Annotated in this window: 14 protein-coding genes and 1 pseudogene; 6 read left to right on the top strand and 9 right to left on the bottom strand. The window is 67.7% G+C overall.

Going from position 1 to position 17,333, the window contains the following annotated elements; all coding sequences use genetic code 11:
- Positions 1-17 precede the first annotated feature (17 nt).
- From A5775_RS15500 to A5775_RS15490, 4 genes and pseudogenes are all read right to left on the bottom strand, one after another.
- Positions 18-935, bottom strand: coding sequence for a 5-oxoprolinase/urea amidolyase family protein (locus A5775_RS15500; protein ID WP_067254105.1), 918 nt, complete (start codon positions 933-935; stop codon positions 18-20).
- 19 nt (positions 936-954) lie between these two features.
- Positions 955-1,052: pseudogene (locus tag A5775_RS26260) on the bottom strand (hypothetical protein); the annotation flags it as partial.
- A gap of 44 nt (positions 1,053-1,096) precedes the next feature.
- Positions 1,097-1,771 (bottom strand): allophanate hydrolase subunit 1, encoded by a 675-nt coding sequence (locus A5775_RS15495; RefSeq protein WP_067253900.1) that lies wholly within the window; start codon positions 1,769-1,771, stop codon positions 1,097-1,099.
- 116 nt (positions 1,772-1,887) lie between these two features.
- Positions 1,888-2,892, bottom strand: coding sequence for an ABC transporter substrate-binding protein (locus A5775_RS15490; RefSeq protein WP_067253896.1), 1,005 nt, complete (start codon positions 2,890-2,892; stop codon positions 1,888-1,890).
- A gap of 264 nt (positions 2,893-3,156) precedes the next feature.
- On the opposite strand from A5775_RS15490, the gene A5775_RS15485 reads away from it, so the two are divergent.
- Positions 3,157-4,548, top strand: a complete 1,392-nt coding sequence (locus A5775_RS15485; protein ID WP_067253893.1) for an MFS transporter — start codon at positions 3,157-3,159, stop codon at positions 4,546-4,548.
- On the opposite strand, the gene A5775_RS15480 is transcribed toward A5775_RS15485, so the two are convergent.
- The gene (locus A5775_RS15480; RefSeq protein ID WP_067253890.1) at positions 4,545-5,843 is read right to left on the bottom strand and encodes a DNA polymerase domain-containing protein; all 1,299 of its coding nucleotides are present in this window, start codon (positions 5,841-5,843) and stop codon (positions 4,545-4,547) included. The two genes, A5775_RS15485 and A5775_RS15480, sit on opposite strands and share 4 nt — an antisense overlap.
- Before the next feature lie 57 nt (positions 5,844-5,900).
- Here A5775_RS15480 and fadD2 point away from each other — a divergent pair, with 57 nt between their 5' ends.
- On the top strand, positions 5,901-7,580 hold the full coding sequence (gene fadD2 / locus A5775_RS15475; RefSeq protein ID WP_067254102.1) for a long-chain-fatty-acid--CoA ligase FadD2: 1,680 nt from the start codon (positions 5,901-5,903) through the stop codon (positions 7,578-7,580).
- A gap of 2 nt (positions 7,581-7,582) precedes the next feature.
- On the opposite strand, the gene A5775_RS15470 is transcribed toward fadD2, so the two are convergent.
- The 4 genes from A5775_RS15470 to A5775_RS15455 form a co-directional block, all read right to left on the bottom strand.
- Positions 7,583-7,945, bottom strand: a complete 363-nt coding sequence (locus A5775_RS15470; protein WP_067253887.1) for an ATPase — start codon at positions 7,943-7,945, stop codon at positions 7,583-7,585.
- Between the two features lie 1,003 nt (positions 7,946-8,948).
- Complete coding sequence (locus A5775_RS15465) at positions 8,949-11,159, bottom strand: acyl-CoA dehydrogenase (RefSeq protein ID WP_067253883.1); 2,211 nt, start codon at positions 11,157-11,159, stop codon at positions 8,949-8,951.
- A gap of 140 nt (positions 11,160-11,299) precedes the next feature.
- Positions 11,300-12,430: an alpha/beta hydrolase gene (locus tag A5775_RS15460; protein WP_156660716.1), complete on the bottom strand. Its 1,131-nt coding sequence runs from the start codon at positions 12,428-12,430 to the stop codon at positions 11,300-11,302.
- A 1-nt stretch (position 12,431) separates the two neighbouring features.
- Positions 12,432-13,082: a TetR/AcrR family transcriptional regulator gene (locus tag A5775_RS15455; protein ID WP_067253876.1), complete on the bottom strand. Its 651-nt coding sequence runs from the start codon at positions 13,080-13,082 to the stop codon at positions 12,432-12,434.
- A 96-nt stretch (positions 13,083-13,178) separates the two neighbouring features.
- On the opposite strand from A5775_RS15455, the gene A5775_RS15450 reads away from it, so the two are divergent.
- From A5775_RS15450 to A5775_RS15435, 4 genes are all read left to right on the top strand, one after another.
- Entirely contained in the window at positions 13,179-13,760 is a 582-nt protein-coding gene (locus tag A5775_RS15450; RefSeq protein WP_067253873.1) for a VOC family protein, read from the top strand.
- A gap of 35 nt (positions 13,761-13,795) precedes the next feature.
- On the top strand, positions 13,796-14,344 hold the full coding sequence (locus A5775_RS15445) for a hypothetical protein (protein WP_067254098.1): 549 nt from the start codon (positions 13,796-13,798) through the stop codon (positions 14,342-14,344).
- A gap of 413 nt (positions 14,345-14,757) precedes the next feature.
- Complete coding sequence (locus tag A5775_RS15440; protein WP_067253869.1) at positions 14,758-16,233, top strand: condensation domain-containing protein; 1,476 nt, start codon at positions 14,758-14,760, stop codon at positions 16,231-16,233.
- A 2-nt stretch (positions 16,234-16,235) separates the two neighbouring features.
- Positions 16,236-17,333 (top strand): hypothetical protein (locus A5775_RS15435; RefSeq protein WP_067253866.1); only part of this gene is annotated, 1,098 nt, incomplete at its 3' end.

Below are 17,333 nucleotides of genomic sequence, written 5' to 3'. Positions count from 1 at the left end.
GCGCCGTCGGAATTGCGTTAGCCGAACGGCCAACTCGCGACACCGGCGCCGGACGCGGCACCGACCGGAATCCGTGGCCGCGCCCAGTGCAGCCGCACCGTCTGGCCGGGCCGCACCTGGGCGATCTTGTCGACGTCCTCGTCGATCACCACGCCCACCACCGGATAGCCACCGGTGACGGGGTGATCCGGACCCAGGATCACCGGTAAACCATTGGGCGGCACCTGGATTGCGCCGCGGGTGGCACCCTCACTGGGCAGCTGCCGGTCGGGGTGGCGGCATTGCAGGGGGCGGCCGACCAATCGCATTCCCACCCGGTCGCTGCGATCGGATGCCACCCAATCGGCGTGCACCAGCGCGTCGGGATCGGCGAACCAATCGTCGCGGGGCCCGGGCACCACCGACAGTTCGACGACGGTGTCGGTGATGGCCGCCACCGGCGCCTGGTCCAACTCGGGATAGTCCGCGGTGGGCTCACCGATCGGGAGCCGATCTCCGGCCTGCAGTGGCGACGGCCCGATGGCCGACATCACGTCGTAGCTGCGCGAGCCCAGCACCGGCTCCGCGCAGATGCCGCCGCGGACCGCGAGGTAGCTCCGCAGCCCCGCCCGCGGGGCACCCAAGGAGATCACCTGGCCGTCGCGAACGTGCTGAATGCTATTGGTGCCGAACTTGATTCCGTCGACGGTCGGATCGGTGTCGGCGCCCGTCACCGCGATGTCGACGTCGCTGCCCCGGACCCTGGCCGAGAAGCCGCCGAACGTCACCTCCACGGTGGCGCGGTCGTCGGGGTTGGCGACCAGCCGGTTGGCCAGCTTGTGTGCGCGCCGGTCGGCGGCCCCGGACCGGCTGACGCCGAGGTGGGCCAGTCCCGGCCGGCCGAGGTCTTCGACGACGGCGAACGGTCCGGTGCGGAGGATCTCCAGGGTTGCCACGATTGCCTCCTTAGTCATGGTGTCGACCCGCTTCGCCCGGCTGTGCCGCGCTCGCGATCGCCACGGGTCATGGTGTCGACCCGCTTCGCCCGGCTCTGCCGCGCTCGCGATCGCCACGGGTCATGGTGTCGCCCTCCGACCTGCTTCCCGATCGCCATGGCCTAGACGGCCCGGAACTGAACCCACATGCCCTGCATCAGCAGCGCCGGGTCGGCGCGCTGCAGATCCCACAGGACCGCGTCGGTGTGGCCGATGAGTTGCCAGCCGCCGGGGGACTGGCGCGGGTAGATCGCGCTGAATTCGCCGGCGAGGGCGACGGATCCGGCCGGCACGGCGGTCCGCGGCTCGGGGCGCCGGGGCACTCGCAGGCGGGTGTCGCCGTCGACCAGATACGCGAAACCGGGCGCGAATCCGCTGAATCCGACCCGCCACAGGTTAGCGGTGTGCGCGTCGATCACCTGCGGGATGGTCAGCCCGGTGTGGCCGGCGACCTCGGCGAGGTCGGGGCCGTCGTAGACCACGTCGATCACCACGTCGGCGCGCCGCTCGGACGGCGCCGCGTGCGTGGCGGTGACGTGCATGGTGCGCAGCCGCCGGCGGATGACACCCTGGCGGCGGGGGCCGTCCAGCTTGACCAGCACCGTGCGGGCCGCCGGCACGACGTCGACCACGCCCGGTATCGGCTCGCAGCGCAGCGCGTCCGCCCACGCCAAAACCTCTGCGGTACTGCCACATTGGACCATCAGCGCTCGATCGCCGTAGTCCAGGACCGTGTTGCCGGCCAGCTCTGTGGGCAGGTCGCGGGTCAGGTCGTCGCTAAGGTCCGTCACGCTCATTACTCGACGGTAACCCCGCGATCGGGGCTCGTGCGAGGGGCGGCGACCGGATTTTCGAGCACTGCCAGAGCTGCCTTAGCAAACGCTCAAACAGCCGCGATGCGCCCGCCGGGGCGCTAGCCCAGGATTTTGGTGATCAGCGGGGGCAACTGGTCGGCGACGAGGGGGTAGCTCAGCGGTGACGCGAAGGCGATCGCGCCGGCCTGCTCCTTGGTGGTGAAGATGTGGCGGTTCTGCGCGGTGGTCAGCGACCCGGCCACCTCGGGGTCGGCCAGCAGGGCCTTCTGGTCGTCCGGGGTCCGGGTCGTCCAGATCACCACGTCGGCCGAATCGAGCACCGACTTGATGTGGTCACGCGGGATGACGGCGCGCTGATCGGTGCCGAACGGTTTGATGCTGTCGGCGATGACCAGCCCCATCTGATTCAGGAAGTCGGTGCGCCAGCCCGCCATGGTGGCGACGACCGTGCCCTGCCACAGCGCGCCGTGCATCAGCAGCGCTTTCTTACCGGTCCACTGCGGATTCTTCTTCCCGACATCGGTGAACTTCTGGTCGACACCGTCGATCAACGACTTCATCTGGTCCGCCTGGAACACCGCCTGGCCGACGGCGGTGGCCTGCTCCTTCCACGGCTCGAAGAAGGCGTCCCCGCCGGATTGCGGCACGGTCGGGGCGATCGCGGACAGTTTCTGATACGTGTCGGCGTCCAGGCCGGCGTTGACGGCCACGATCAGGTCCGGTTTCAGGCCCGCGATCTGGTCGACCGGGATGCCGTTGTCCAGGTTCAACACCACGGGCTGCGCCCCGCCGAGCTTGGGCGCGGCCCACGGCCACACCGCGAACGGCTGGTCACCGAACCAGTTGGTCACCGCGATGGGCACCACTCCGACGGCGAGCAAGTCGTCCTGCTCGGTATAGCCGGCGCTGACGACGCGCTTGGGCGGTTCCTTGATGACGGTCTGGCCGAACAGGTGGGTGAGGGTCACCGATCCCGGCCCGGCGCCGGGGGCCGACTGCCGTGACGAGCACCCCGCCGACAGCGCCGACAACCCGGTGACCGCGGCGACCCCGGAAGCCCCTGCGAGCTGCAAGAATCCCCGTCGATTCCATCCCTGTCGCATCGCGTGAGAGTATCGCGTTCCGCACGCGCAAGTGCATCGCCGCGCTGCTTTGGCCGCGCATCGGCACCGCGCCTCCACCGCGTCGAGGCTTCGCGTCGCGCAGTTCTGACAAACGCGGACGGGCCGGTGCAATTTCTGCGTATCGCCCACGTAACCGCGCACACCCGGACCGGTAACAGTGCGTCTTTAGCGTCAAGTGGTCACCGCCCGGCGCCAAGCTGACCCGCGCGCCTCGTCCCCGCAACCCCCAGGGAGTCCCATCAGATGACCACGACCATCAGCCCGGCAGCGCAGCCCGCGCCGACGCGCGAGCGCCCCGCAGGACGGCACTGGATCGACGACTGGCGGCCCGAAGACCCCGAGTTCTGGGAGACGACCGGCAGGGCGATCGCGCGCCGCAACCTGATCTTCTCGATCTTCGCCGAGCACGTCGGGTTCAGCGTGTGGATGTTGTGGAGCATCGTCGTGGTGCAGATGACCGCCGGCCCGCACGGGCTGCCCGCCGCGTCCGGCTGGGCGCTGACCGCCAGCCAGGCGTTGTGCCTGGTCGCCGTCCCCAGCGGTGTCGGCGCCTTCCTGCGGCTGCCGTACACGTTCGCGGTCCCGATTTTCGGTGGCCGCAACTGGACGACCATCTCGGCGGCGCTGCTGCTGATCCCCTGCCTGCTGTTGACCTGGGCGGTGAGCCATCCCGGCATCCCGTTCGGGGTCCTGGTGGCGATCGCCGCGACGGCCGGCTTCGGCGGTGGCAACTTCGCCTCGTCGATGGCCAACATCTCCTTCTTCTACCCGGAGAAGGACAAGGGTTGGGCGCTGGGCCTGAACGCCGCCGGCGGCAACGTCGGCGTCGCCGTCGTGCAGAAGATCATCCCGCCCATCGTCATCGCCGGTGGCGGGGTGGCCCTGTCCCGCGCCGGACTGTGCTACGTGCCGCTGGCCGTCGTGGCCGCCGTCTGCGCGTTGCTGTTCATGAACAACCTGACCGAAGCCAAGGCCGATGTGAAGCCCGTGTGGCAGTCGCTGCGCCATGCCGATACCTGGGTCATGTCGTTGCTGTACATCGGCACGTTCGGGTCCTTCATCGGCTACTCGGCCGCCTTCCCGACCCTGCTCAAGACGGTGTTCGGCCGCGGTGATATCGCGCTGACCTGGGCCTTCCTCGGGGCCGCGATCGGATCGGTGATCCGGCCCCTCGGCGGCAAGCTGGCCGACCGGATCGGCGGGGCGCGCCTCACCGCCGTCAGCTTCGTGCTGCTCGCCATCGGGGCGGCGGCGGCGCTGTGGTCCGTGCGGGCGGTCAACCTGCCGACGTTCTTCGGGAGTTTCATGTTCTTGTTCGTCGCCACGGGCATCGGCAATGGTTCGACCTACCGGATGATTTCGCGGATCTTCAAGATCAAGGGCGAGCTGGCCGGCGGCGATCCCGACACCATGGTGCAGATGCGCCGACAGGCCGCGGGTGCGTTGGGCGTCATTTCGGCGGTCGGCGCCTTCGGCGGGTTCATCGTGCCGCTCGCCTACGCCTGGTCGAAGTCGCAGTTCGGCAGCATCGAACCGGCGCTGCGGTTCTACGTCGCGTTCTTCCTCGCCCTGCTGGGCGTCACCTGGTACTGCTACCTGCGCAAGCACAACGCGGTCACGCGGGTGGGGATCTAGTTCGACGGCTGCTGCTCGCCGTCGTCATTTCGCCCCTCCTTTTTCCCCTCCTTTCTCCAGGGGCTGTAGTCGGCGATCAGCTCTTCCTGCGGTGGCCGCTGTTCTTCGGGGACGTGCTGCAGGTTGATCCGGATCCGATACCAGATCGAGCTGGGCCCGCGCATGCCGTCGACGAGGACGTCGGCCGGCTCCAATCGGCCGGCCACTGCCGGATAGCGGTCGCGCCAGGTGTCCAGCGCCGCCATCGCCTCGTCCTTGGTTTTGGTGCGGGCGATCTCGATCAGCGGCATCGAGGATTGGCGCCGGCCGCTAACGCCGTCGCGGCGCTTGCCCGACCCCTTCGGCGCGCGCTCGGGGGGCCCCATTTCCTCGGCAAGCACCAGCAGCCGGTCGAGTGAGCCGACCGCGTCCTCCATGCCCGCCCAGGGGTCACCCATGTCGGCGAACCGGCCGGGCACGGTGTCGATCGTGAACGCCTCGGGCCGGCAGTCGGCGACCTCGTCCCACTGCAGCGGCGTCGAGACTCGGGCGTCGGGGGTCGCGCGCACCGAGTACGCCGACGCGACCGTGCGGTCCTTCGCGTTCTGGTTGAAGTCGACGAACACGCCCTCGCGTTCTTCCTTCCACCACCGGCTGGTCGCCGCCTCGGGCACCCGCCGCTCCACCTCCCGGGCGACGGTCTGCGCGGCCAGCCGCACCTGGCGAAACTCCCAGCACCGGGCGATGCGGGCGTAGATGTGAAAGCCGCGCGACCCGGACGTCTTCGGCCACGCGGTCAGCCCGTAGTCCTCGAGCACCTCGCGGGCCACCAGCGCGACGTCCACGATGCGCCGCCAGGAGACCCCGGGCATCGGATCCAGGTCGACGCGCAGTTCGTCGGGATGATCGAGGTCGTCGGCGAGCACCGGGTGCGGGTTGAGGTCGATGCAGCCCAAGTTGACCGCCCAGGCCAGCCCCGCGGCGTCGCGGATGACGGCCTCCGCCGCGGAAGTGCCTCGCGCGTAACGGAGTTCGGCGACGTCGACCCAGCCCGGCCGTTTCGCCGGCGCGCGCTTCTGGAACACCGCCTCTTCCGAGATGCCCTTGACGAAGCGCTTCAGGATCATCGGGCGCCCGGCCACACCGCGAAGCGCGCCGTCGGCCACGGACAGGTAATAGCGGACCAGGTCGAGCTTGGTGTGGGGGCCGGATGTTTTGTGGCCGTCCACGCGGGGGAACACGACCTTGTCCGGATGGGTGACGGTGACCTCGTGCCCGGCCACCTCCAGCAAAACCGGACGGGTCATGCGGTTCATGTTAATTCGCCAGAATTTCTGGCCGTGCTGAGACGGACGTCACATATGGTGGATTCCATGCCTAACCTCCTCGGCCTGCCCGCTCAGGCCGCCGCGAAACTGCACCAGTACGTCGAGCGCGGCTCCGCCGAACTGCACTACGTGCGCAAAATCTTCGAGTCGGGCGCGTTCCGAATCGAGCCGCCGCAGAACTACGCCGCGATGGCCGCCGACATCTACAAATGGGGCGAGTTCGGCATGCTGCCCTCCCTCAACGCGAGGCGCCACCCCGACCGAGCGGCGTGCATCGACGAAGACGGCGAATTCTCCTACCGGGAACTCGACGAGGCGGCGCACGCGGTGGCCAACGGGTTGATCGACAAGGGCGTCAAGGGCGGCGACGGCATCGCCATCCTGGCCCGCAACTCTCGGTGGTTCCTGATCGCCAACTACGGGGCCGCGCGGGTCGGTGCCCGCATCATCCTGCTCAACAGCGAATTCTCCGGTCCGCAGATCAAAGAGGTGTCCGAGCGTGAGGGCGCCAAGCTGATCATCTACGACGACGAGTACTCCAAGGCGGTCAGCAAGGCCTCTCCGGAGCTGGGCAAGCTGCGGGCGCTCGGGACCAACCCGGACAGTGACGAGCCGTCCGGCAGCGCCGACGAAACGCTGGCCGACCTGATCCAGCGGAGCAGCAAAGACCCCGCCCCCAAGACGGCCAGGCACGCATCGATCATCATCTTGACCAGCGGGACCACCGGGACTCCCAAGGGCGCGAACCGCAGTACTCCGCCGACCTTGGCGCCGGTCGGCGGAATCCTGTCGCACGTCCCGTTCAAGGCCGGCGAGGTGACGTCGCTGCCTGCGCCGATGTTCCACGCGCTGGGTTATCTGCACGGCACGATCGCGATGTTCCTGGGCTCGACGCTGGTGTTGCGCCGGAAGTTCAAGCCGCCGCTGGTGCTGCAGGACATCGAGAAGTACAAGGTGACCGCGATGGTCGTCGTCCCGGTGATGTTGTCGCGGATCCTCGAAGCCGTCGAGAAGATGGACTCTAAGCCCGACCTGTCCAGCCTGAAGATCGTGTTCGTGTCGGGCTCGGCGCTGGGGGCCGACCTCGCGGAACGGTCGCTCAAGGACCTCGGCCCGGTGATCTACAACATGTACGGCTCGACCGAGATCGCCTTTGCGACCATCGCCGAGCCCAAGCATCTGGAGTACAACTCATCGACCGTGGGGCCGGTCGTCAAGGGCGTGCGCGTCAAGATCTACGACGACAACGGCAAGGAACTGCCGCAAGGCGAGGTCGGTCGCATCTTCGTCGGCAACGCCTTCCCGTTCGAGGGCTACACCGGCGGGGGCAAGAAGCAGGTCATCGACGGGCTGCTGTCCTCCGGCGACGTCGGCTACTTCGATGAGAACGGTCTGCTCTACATCAGCGGGCGCGACGACGAGATGATCGTCTCCGGCGGCGAAAACGTCTTCCCGGCCGAGGTCGAGGACCTCATCACCGGGCACCCGGACGTCGTGGAGGCCACCGCGATCGGCGTCGACGACAAGGAATGGGGCCACCGCCTGCGCGCCTTCGTGGTGAAAAAGGACGGCGCCGACCTCGACGAGGACACGGTCAAGCACTACGTGCGCGACCATCTGGCCCGCTACAAGGTGCCGCGGGAGGTCGTCTTCCTCGACGAACTGCCGCGCAACCCCACGGGCAAGGTCCTCAAGCGCGAGCTGCGCGAAATGGAGATCGACTAACCTCAGCGGCGATCTTTGATGGCCCGGGTGATCTGGGCCGTCAGCTTCGGGTCGACCAGCAGTTGGTCGATCAGCGCGGTCAGCACCTCTTGTCCGGTCACCCGGGCGACGCCCAGCCGGTCGGCCGCTTCGCGCTGCCAGATGTCGAGGGCCCGGTGGGTCGCCGCCGCCAGGTCGACGGTCCGGCGGGTTCGCTGGGTGCGCCCCGCCTGGTCGGCCGACGGCTGGCCGGCTACCCGCTGGCCGCGTGGCTGCCCGAGGCTGAGGCGCTCGGTCGGGGCGGCGTCTCCGGAGGGGCCGGCGGACGGGGTGGGGGCGCGAAAGGAGCCGGCGCCGGGTCCGTTGGGGCTGGGCTTGAAGTTCACTTCGGTGTCTTCCTCCGTGAGTGCGAATCAGTAGATCAGCGCTGGTCGCCTGTGTGTCAATACTGATTCTCTCACCGACGCCAGCGTAAGTCGCGTCGCCGGGCCGCGGACGGCCCGGGTGGGCGCCGGCGGATTTGTGCGCGATTCCACGCCTCCGAGTGCAGGTGAAGAGCAAATTGTAAAGCATAGCTGTGCGACGGAAAGGCGGGGGATGGCTACATTCGTCAGCGGACCTATGTGCAGCCATTTGACCGGGACTCAGTGGATATGCAGTTACGCAAAGTGTGACGTCAGTAGATACGCGGGTAGCGGGCCAGTACATCAGTAGAGCGGTCGTTAGCTGCATCGATGAGCCAATACGGCCGCCTCTAATCAGTACTTGCGGATAAATGAATTGCGGAAATACGCATGGATGAATGCGTCATACATTCGCCTGCATTCGAGGCATTGTTGCGCAATTCACACGGGATATTCGCCGAATTCGCTTGTTCGCTGAGAAATGTCGGGCTAGCGTTCTAAGCATCGATACCAAATCTTTGAAAGGAGCGCCGATGATTTCGTCACTATCGCCACGCGGCGCGGCCGCGGCTGTTGTGGGCGCCGGAGCGGTGGCAGGCGCGCTGCTGTTCGGCGGCGCCCCGGTGGCTCAGGCCGCCCCCGTCCCAGGTCCCTCCACAAGTTTCGCCAGTGCTGGGCCGCACAGCGGTCCGGGCTTCATTCCGGACCGCCCCGGCGGTCACGGCTGGGGTGGCCATGATGGTCGGGGACATGGCGGCTGGGGGAACGGCTGGGGGAACGGCGGCTGGGGCCACGGTGGCTGGGGCCATGGCGGTGGCTATTGGGCCCACCCCCAGCACTGGGTGAACTGGTGGTGGTGACCACCATCTCCGCGCGGTAGCCGACCATCGCCGACACGCCAACCCTCGGGATGGGCGGCCCGCGTATGGGGGGATCCATGCCGGCCTGACTTAGTCAGGTCGGCATGGCCCATTTTGCGTCCGGTTTACGGATCGCGCGGCAGGCCCAACAACCGTTCCGCGATGATGTTCAGTTGCACTTCCGACGTTCCGCCGTAAATAGTGGTCGCGCGGCTGGCCAGCAGGTACTCGCCCCATTTGCCGGCCAGTTGGTCGGTGTCGCCGATAGCGGCATCGGTGCCGAACGAGGAGACCGCGAATTCGGCGTAACCCTGTCCGGTGCGCATCGACAGCAGCTTGGAGACCGCCGCCGACGGCATCGCGTCCCCACCCGCCAGCGTCAGCAGCGTGGAGCGCAGGTTGAGCACCTTGGCCGCATGGCCCTCGGCAATCAACTGCCCGGCGCGGTGCTGCGCGACCTGGTCGAACTGGCCGTCGCGCACGAACTCGACAAACTGCGACAGCGTGGCCAGAAAGTTCGCCTCGCTGCTGCCGATCGACACCCGCTCCGCGGTGAGGGTGTTGCGGCTGACCTCCCAGCCCCGGTTCACCTCGCCCAGCACGCACTCGTCCGGCACGAACACGTCGTCGATGTAGACGGTGTTGAACATGGCGTTACCGGTGAGCTCGCGCAGCGGCTTGACGTCCACGCCCTCGCTGCGCATGTCCAGCAGGAAGTACGTGATGCCACTGTGTTTCGGCGCGCTGGGGTCCGTCCGCGCGAGCAGTGCGCCCCACTGCGAGAATTGCGCGGCGGTGGTCCAGATCTTCTGGCCGGTGATGCGCCAGCCACCGTCGGTCCGGGTGGCCTTCGTGGTGAGGCCGGCCAGGTCCGAACCGGCGCCCGGTTCGGAAAACAGCTGACACCACACCATTTCGCCGCGGAAGGTCGGCGGCAAGAACCGCTGCTTTTGCTCGTCGGTGCCGAACGCCACGATCGACGGGACGATCCAGGTGGCGATGCCGGTCTGTGGCCGCTTGACCCGCCCGGCGGCGAATTCCTGCGCGATGATGATCTGCTCTACCGGCCCGGCGGCCCGGCCCCACGGCCTGGGCAGATACGGCAGCACCCACCCGCCCTCGGCGATGGCGACTTTGCGCTGCTCGCGCTCGATCTCCTTGAGCGCCGACACTTCGGCCCGGATCTCCGCCCGCAACTTCTCGGTGTCGGGGTCCAGGTCGATGTCCACCGCGCGCATCCCCGTGGTGGTCGCGGTGTCGACCACTTTTTGCGGGTAGTCCGAGCTGCGGCCGAAGGACGCGGCCAGCATCAGCGCCCGGCGGTAGTACACGTTCGTGTCGTGCTCCCAGGTGAAGCCGATCCCGCCGTGCACTTGGATGCAATCCTGCGCGCATCGTTGGGCGGCCGCCGGCGCCAGTGTCGCGGCCACGGCGGCGGCGAACTCGACATGGGAACTTGTAGTGTCCCAATGGTTTTCGCGGGCCTCATCGATCGCGCGGGCGGCATCCCACACCGCCGCGGTGGCCCGCTCGGTGTCGGCGATCATCTCGGCGCACTTGTGCTTGATGGCCTGGAATTGGCCGATCGGCCGGCCGAACTGCTCACGGATCTTGGCGTAGTGCGACGCGGTGTCGGTCGCCCAACGCGCCACGCCGATGGCTTCGGCGGACAGCAGCGTCGTCATCAACGCGTGCGCGGTGCCCATGCTCAGGTTGGTCAACACGACGTCGTCGCCGACCTCTACGGCGTTGGCGCGCACGTCGGCGATGGGCCGCAACGGGTCCAGGCTTTTCACCGGCTCGATCTCGAGCTGGTCGGCGCGCAGCACCACCCACGCCTCGCCGCTGTCGATCGCGACGGGGAGCACCAGCAGCGAGGCCTGCGCCGCGGCCGCGACCGCGCGGAGTTCGCCGCGGATGACCAGCGAATTGCCCTGCCGGGTGGCGGTCAGCGCGCAGCAATTCAGACCGTAGGCGGCGATCTCGGCGCCCGACGCCAGCGCGGCGAGCACCTTCGCGTCCGGGTCGTGCGCGGAGATCAGGGCGCTGGCAATCGCCGACGGGACGAAGGGGCCGGGCACCGCTCCGTAACCGAATTCCGCCAGCACGATGGCCAACTCGAGGATGCCGAAGCCCTGCCCGCCTACGGATTCGGCGAGATGGACGCCCTGCAGGCCTTGCTCGGCCGCGGGCTGCCAATACGGCGGAGGGTTGACGAGCTTTTCCAGCGGCGTCTCCATCGCCTCGTGCAGCGTCTCGGACGGCGCGATGCGCGCTACCAGCGATCGCACTGAATCGGCCAGTTCTTGATGCTCGGGATTTATCGCGATCGGCATTGGTCGCCTTCCGTTGCTGCAGGACGCCGTGTCGGCCAAGTACCTTCCAAGCTAACAACCAGTCGGTTGGTTGACGACATGGGATCGTGGCGATCGCAAGCGCGGTGGAGCCGGGCGCAGCGGGTCGCCACCACCATTGGCTAGCGCCACCGCTTTTTGATCCAGCCGGCGATGATGTCGGCCTGCTCGGTGCGGGCGCCCGGGGTGGTGAAGTAGTGGTCGGTGTCCACCGAGGTCTGGGTTTTGTCGGTGCCGGCGAGGGCGTCGAAGATGCGTTGCGCGTCAGAGGGAAACACGCCGGTGTCGGCCTCGGCGTTGATCACCAGCGCGGGACATCTGACCCGGGCCAAGTGCGGTTCGGCCCGGGTCTGCGCCACCCGCAGGCTCCACATGCCCAGCCAGTTGCGCAGCGTGCAGGTCGCCGCGATGCCGTGCGCCGAGCGGTTCGCCTTGGCCGGGACGCCCGCGTAGCACATGTTGGGTTGCCGTCTGGTCGGCTCGATGCCGGCATCGACCATGCGGGGGTCCGCCCAGGTTCGCATCACGGAAAACGGGCGATCGGAAAACCCCGCCGCACGAACGCGTTTGAGCTCCCTTTCGGCCCAATCGGTGATGGCGTGGTTGCGCGCGGCCTGCGCGGTGCGGTACCGGGCGAGGAACTCCGCCGTGTAGGGCGGGCCGTTGCGCTCGTTGAACAGGTCGAGGTCGGCGTCGGTGGCGACGGGATCGTTCTCGTCGACGACGGCGGCGTCCATCCAGGCGGTGAGCACCTCCGGTCGCCCGGGGTGGGCGGCGGTGGCCACATAGCCGTCGGCGTGCGGCAACTCGGTCACCCCGGCCGCCGGGCGCATGCCCTCCAGCGGCGTCACGTTCGGCTCGAAGGCCTGAGACTGATAGGCGGCCATCAACGAGCCGCCCCCCGAATTGCCCAGCAGCACAACGGTATCCACACCCTGGACCTCGCGCAGCCAGCGCACCCCGACGCCGATGTCCACCAGCGCGTGATCGAGCAGAAAGTTGCTTTCGAAGCCGCGGAACCTGGTGTTCCAGCCGAGAAAGCCGATGCCGCGCGTGGCCATGTAATCCGCGAGATAGTGTTCGGAGAAGTCGATCTGGTAGTGCGCGGCGATCATGGCCACCTTGGGTTTGCGCCCCACCCCCCGGTAATACAGGCCCTGGCAGGGGTGCCCGCCGGCGCCCGCGCGCCCAGCGGTGCGCGACGGCAGTCCGACGAACTCGCGGATCACTCCGGCACCGGTTCGATGTGTCAATTCAGCGGTCCTCCTCACTGGTGTAGATGGCCCGGTAATAGATGTTGGCCAAGGTTTGGATGCAGGCCTGGTCGTCGGGTTCCCCGGAACGTGCCGAACCGAGCTGGATGTAGCAGAACTGATTGAACATCGCCACGATCGCCTCGGCGATCAGTTGTGGGTCGTCGTCGCGGCAATGACCCTCGGTTTGTGCGCGGCGGACCGACTCCGCGATGAAAGATATTGGTATCGAGCAGATTTCGGACCAGTACTGGGCGAAGTCGTCGTTGATCATCGCCAGCTGTGACACGCTGATCACCTCGGCGAGCCGATTGCGGTAGGTGTGCCAGTGCGCGGCGGCGGCCCCGTACGCGCGCTCGCGGTCGGTCAAACCGTGTTGGGTCACCGACAGTGCGCGCTCGTTGGCCTCGTCGCGGAAGCGCAGGGCCCACTGGCGCACCATCGCCTCCTTGGACTCGTAGTAGTTGTAGAAGGACGCCGCCGAGCGGCCGGCCTCCGCGGCGATGTCGGCGATGGTCGTGGCCAGGACGCCTTTGCGCGCGATGACCGCCCGCGCGGCCGTGTCGATCGCGGCCTGTGTCCGCCTGCCGCGATGCGTGGGCAACTCCGCGGGCGGCCCGCGCCGGTCAGCAGGGGATGGCGCGGTGGACACCTGCGCACCTCCCTGGGCCAAAACTAAATCTGATGTTAGATTCAGATTTGGATCTTGGCCAGGCTCGTCGAGCCGGGAACCGAGGGGAGTCGCACGATGATCAAGCCGCACAACACCAACGCGGAATTCGAACTCGGCGGGATCAACCATGTCGCGCTGGTGTGTTCGGACATGGCCAAAACCGTGGACTTTTACACCAATATCCTGGGCATGCCGCTGATCAAGTCGCTCGATCTGCCCGGCGGGGCGGGCCAGCACTTCTTCTTCGACGCCGGCAACGGCGATTGCGTCGCCTTCTTCTGGTTCGCCGATGCACCGGATCGGGTGCCGGGAATCTCGTCGCCGGGCGCCATCCCGGGGATCGGCGACATCACCAGCGCGGTCAGCACGATGAACCACCTGGCCTTCCACGTGCCGGCCGAGAAGTTCGACGCCTACCGCCAGCGACTCAAGGACAAAGGGGTGCGGGTCGGCCCGGTGCTCAACCATGACGAAAGCCCCATGCAGGTGTCCGCGACCGTGCATCCCGGCGTCTACGTGCGCTCGTTCTACTTCCAGGACCCCGATGGCATTACCCTTGAGTTCGCCTGTTGGGTGAAGGAATTCGAAAGCGGCGACGCCCAGGCCGTGCCCAAGACCGCGGCGGACCGCCGGCCCCCGGTGGGCGCCGCCCACTGATCGCGCCGCCGCGAGCGAGCGGGAGGATGCCACTGATGACCGACGGCATTTTGACCGATGCACAGATCGCGGAACTGACGCCCGGGCAGCGGCGGGACCTCATCTCCCGGCTGGAGCGCCCCCTGGGCGACGTCATTGACCCGGAGTTCCTGGCCCGGGTGCGGCGCGTCCGATTGGGTTTGATGATCGGCGGCGCCGTGGCGATGGTTCCCTGGCTGGGGTATCTGTCCGTGACGCTGCCCGACAAGTACGTCGCCCACAACTGGCCGGTCACCTGGGTCGGCTTCGATGTGCTGCTGGTCACGTTCATGCTCACGACGGCCGCCCTCGGGTATCTGCGCCGCCAACTGCTGGTGCCCGCCGCGTTCACCACCGGGGTGCTGCTGATCTGCGACGCGTGGTTCGACCTGATGACCGCCGGGCCCAGGGACGTGTGGCTGTCGGTGATCACCGCGGTGCTGATCGAGGTGCCGCTGGCGATCTTCATGATCTTCAGCGCCCTGCGCATCATGCGGCTCACCATGATGCGGCTGTGGCTGCTGCGTCCCGGCATGCGGCTCTGGGATCTGCCGCTGTTCCCGTGAGGCGGTGAAGGTTTGGCCCGACCCGGAGGATGCTCGAGGGCTGAACAGCTCCATCCCGAGTTGCGGGCATAGACAGCCGAATCGGCGATAAATCGTCGCGCGCAGGGGCTGCCGGGGGCGCCGTCGCGACCCGGTGGGGCACGAAAGATTACTGCACCGCGGGCGATCTCGCGGAAGAATGCGAGTCTTTTCAAAACCGCGAAATCTTCGCCTGCGTCAGCTAGCGTCCACGGCAGCGACATAAGGGGTATGAGCGGCGGGGTAGTTCAGCCACCACAGGCAAAAGTCCGTCCGGAAATTTTCACGCGCGACACACATCGACGATCCTCGAAAAGCCAAGCGCCAAGCGCACTTCCGTTACGCCTTAGACCGCCGTACAAACGTCGTTATCACACAGCACAAGGACTCGAGGAATGGTCGCACTCGGAAACATCAACGAATGGCAACCGCCACACGGCCCGGTCACGATGTGGATGGCCGCGCCCGCCGCACGCGAAGCGGCGCGCGCCGCGCGGCGAAGCGACCTAGCACCGAGTTATCAACAGAATCAACACCTCTGGGCCTCCTACCAAGGCAAGGCCATGAACCGGCAGCTACCGCGCCTGATGATCGTCGCGTGGAACATCCTCGGCACCTGCGACATTCCCGCGATGACGTCGACGGTCAACGCCCACGTGCGTCGCCAGGACACCTATCACAACTGGTTCGAATACGACAACGGCGCCTTCGTGCGCCGCGTGATCGACGATCCGGCAGCGATCGAGTTCGTTCCCGTGGCGCTCGGCCACAAGACCGCGGATCAAGTCCGCGCCCACGCCTTGACCACGACCCCCGACACCCTCGAGTGGGGCTGCTTCACCTACGGAATCGTCCAGCACACCGACTATTTCACGTTCTACGCGAGCGTCGACCACCTGCACATCGACGGTTTGTCCGCCGCCCTCATCTTCCTCGACATCCACCTGATGTATCAGGAACTGGCGCAGACCGGGCACCAGCCCGCCGTCCTTCCGGAGGTCCGCAGCTATCGCGACTACGTTGTGCGCCAACGCGAGAAGGCTGCGACTTTGACCCTGTCGTCGCCCGAGATCAAGGACTGGATCGCGTTCGCGCGCGACACCGACGGTGACTGGCCGAGTTTCCCGCTACCCCTTGGTGACACGTGGGCCAGCACCAAGGGCGACCTGTTGACGGTCGAGCTCATGGATGCGGCCGACACGGAGGCTTTCGACGCCGCCTGCGCGGCCGCCGGCGCCCGGTTCATCGGGGGCGTGCTGGCCTGCACAGGTCTGGCCGAGCACGAATTGACCGGCAAGCAGACCTATCACGGATTCACGGCCAAGGACACCCGTAGCCCGGGCGTCGATTCGATGACCGTGGGTTGGTTCGCCAGCCTGATCCCGATCACCGTGCCGACCGCCGGCGAGACGTTCGCCCAGGCGGCCAGGACGGCGCAAAAGTCGTTCGACGACGCTCAGCGCCTCGCCGACGTGCCGGTCGAGCGGGTGCTGGAATTGGCGACACCGGACGAACTGGGCATCAAACTGCCTACGCAGCTGCCGATGATGTTGTCATTCCTCGATTTCCGCAGGATTCCCCTCAACGGGTTATGGGCGGAGACCAAGTTCGGCACCTACGGCGACAGTCTGTCCCACGGCGGGGTGAACATATGGATCAACCGCCAAACCGCAAACACCACGGTGACGATGTCCTTCCCGGACAACGCGATTGCGCGCGAGTCGGTGCTCCACTACATCGCGACGCTGATCCAGGTGTTCGCACGCGTCGCCAGGCCCACCTCGGACGAGCCGGTTGTGGTTACACCCCAGGTGAACTCGGAGGAACCCCTCGCCCCGACGCCCAACACCGACGACAACGAAGCGGCGTAACGATGAGCACCGTGCTGGACCTGGCCGACCAAACCCTCTTTCTTGGTGAGCGGGCGACGGGAGCCACCAGCCTGCTGCAGTGCGTCTGGGTGTATGACCGCGGCGTCGACATCGGCGGCCTGCGCGAGTTCCACCGGCACCTCGGCCGGGGGCGGCTGTCCCGGCGCGTCGAGCGCTCCGCCCTGCCGTTCGGCCGCCACCGCTGGGTAACGACCGGCGAGCGCCGCGCCCTCGAGATCGTCGCGACGCCGCGGCCGCCTGAGGATGTCGACGCGTGGCTGCACGTGCAGGCCAACAAGCGGCTGGACGCCGAGCACGGGCCCGGATGGCACCTGGCGACTCTCCCGCTGAGCGACGGCGGCGCGGTGGTGAGCCTGGTCACCACGCATTGCCTCACCGACGGCGTCGGGCTTTGCGAGGCCATCGCCGACGCGGCTTGCGGTCGCGACGACGAAATCCGCTGGCCCGTTGCCGGATCCCGACGGCGGTGGCGGGCCCTGCGCGAGGACGCGCGCCAAACAACGCATGACACCGGCGATGTCGGCCGCGCGATCGGCGCAGCGATCCGAATGCTTCGGCAGGGCCGCGACGGTGTCGCGGCCGCGCCACGCGGGAAGCGACCCGCACCGGCCACCGCACCGGACGACCGCATCACCCTCCCGATGGAAACGATCTTTGTCGGCGCCGACGAATGGGACGCCCGCGCAAACGCCTTGGGCGGCACGAGCAACGCGCTGCTGGCCGGGCTGGCGGCCCACCTCGCCCAGCGGGTGGGGCGGGTGGCCGCCGATGGTTCGGTCAACGTGGGGATGCCCGTCAACGAACGCGCCCCCGGCGACACCCGCGCCAACGCGGTCACCAACGTCGACGTCACGCTGGGCCCCGCGGCGATCACCACGGACCTGCGCGAGATCCGCGCCGCGATCAAGCAGGCGCTGGTTCGCCACCACGACGTGCCCGACGAGCGGTGGGCGTTGCTGCCCCTGGTTCCCCTGATCCCGAAGCCGGTCTTTCGGCGGTTGCTCAGCGTGGTCACCGGCGGCGCCGCCACCGTCGTATCGTCCAATCTCGGCGCGCTCCACCCGGCCGCCAACCGCCCC

It is taken from the genome of Mycobacterium sp. 852002-10029_SCH5224772 (assembly GCF_001667315.1).
Classification (GTDB): Bacteria; Actinomycetota; Actinomycetes; order Mycobacteriales; family Mycobacteriaceae; genus Mycobacterium.
The sequence above is the reverse complement of the archived record's forward strand: the minus strand, read 5'-3'. Positions and strand labels throughout refer to the sequence as shown.

Excerpts from the sequence above, each read along its gene's own strand:
- A5775_RS15485 (WP_067253893.1), top strand. The coding sequence starts at position 3,157 with ATGACCACGACCATCAGCCCGGCAGCGCAGCCCGCGCCGACGCGCGAG.
- A5775_RS15440 (WP_067253869.1), top strand. The coding sequence starts at position 14,758 with ATGGTCGCACTCGGAAACATCAACGAATGGCAACCGCCACACGGCCCG.
- fadD2 (WP_067254102.1), top strand. The coding sequence starts at position 5,901 with ATGCCTAACCTCCTCGGCCTGCCCGCTCAGGCCGCCGCGAAACTGCAC.
- A5775_RS15450 (WP_067253873.1), top strand. The coding sequence starts at position 13,179 with ATGATCAAGCCGCACAACACCAACGCGGAATTCGAACTCGGCGGGATC.
- A5775_RS15495 (WP_067253900.1), bottom strand. The coding sequence starts at position 1,771 with ATGAGCGTGACGGACCTTAGCGACGACCTGACCCGCGACCTGCCCACA.
- A5775_RS15480 (WP_067253890.1), bottom strand. The coding sequence starts at position 5,843 with ATGAACCGCATGACCCGTCCGGTTTTGCTGGAGGTGGCCGGGCACGAG.
- A5775_RS15465 (WP_067253883.1), bottom strand. The coding sequence starts at position 11,159 with ATGCCGATCGCGATAAATCCCGAGCATCAAGAACTGGCCGATTCAGTG.
- A5775_RS15445 (WP_067254098.1), top strand. The coding sequence starts at position 13,796 with ATGACCGACGGCATTTTGACCGATGCACAGATCGCGGAACTGACGCCC.
- A5775_RS15490 (WP_067253896.1), bottom strand. The coding sequence starts at position 2,892 with ATGCGACAGGGATGGAATCGACGGGGATTCTTGCAGCTCGCAGGGGCT.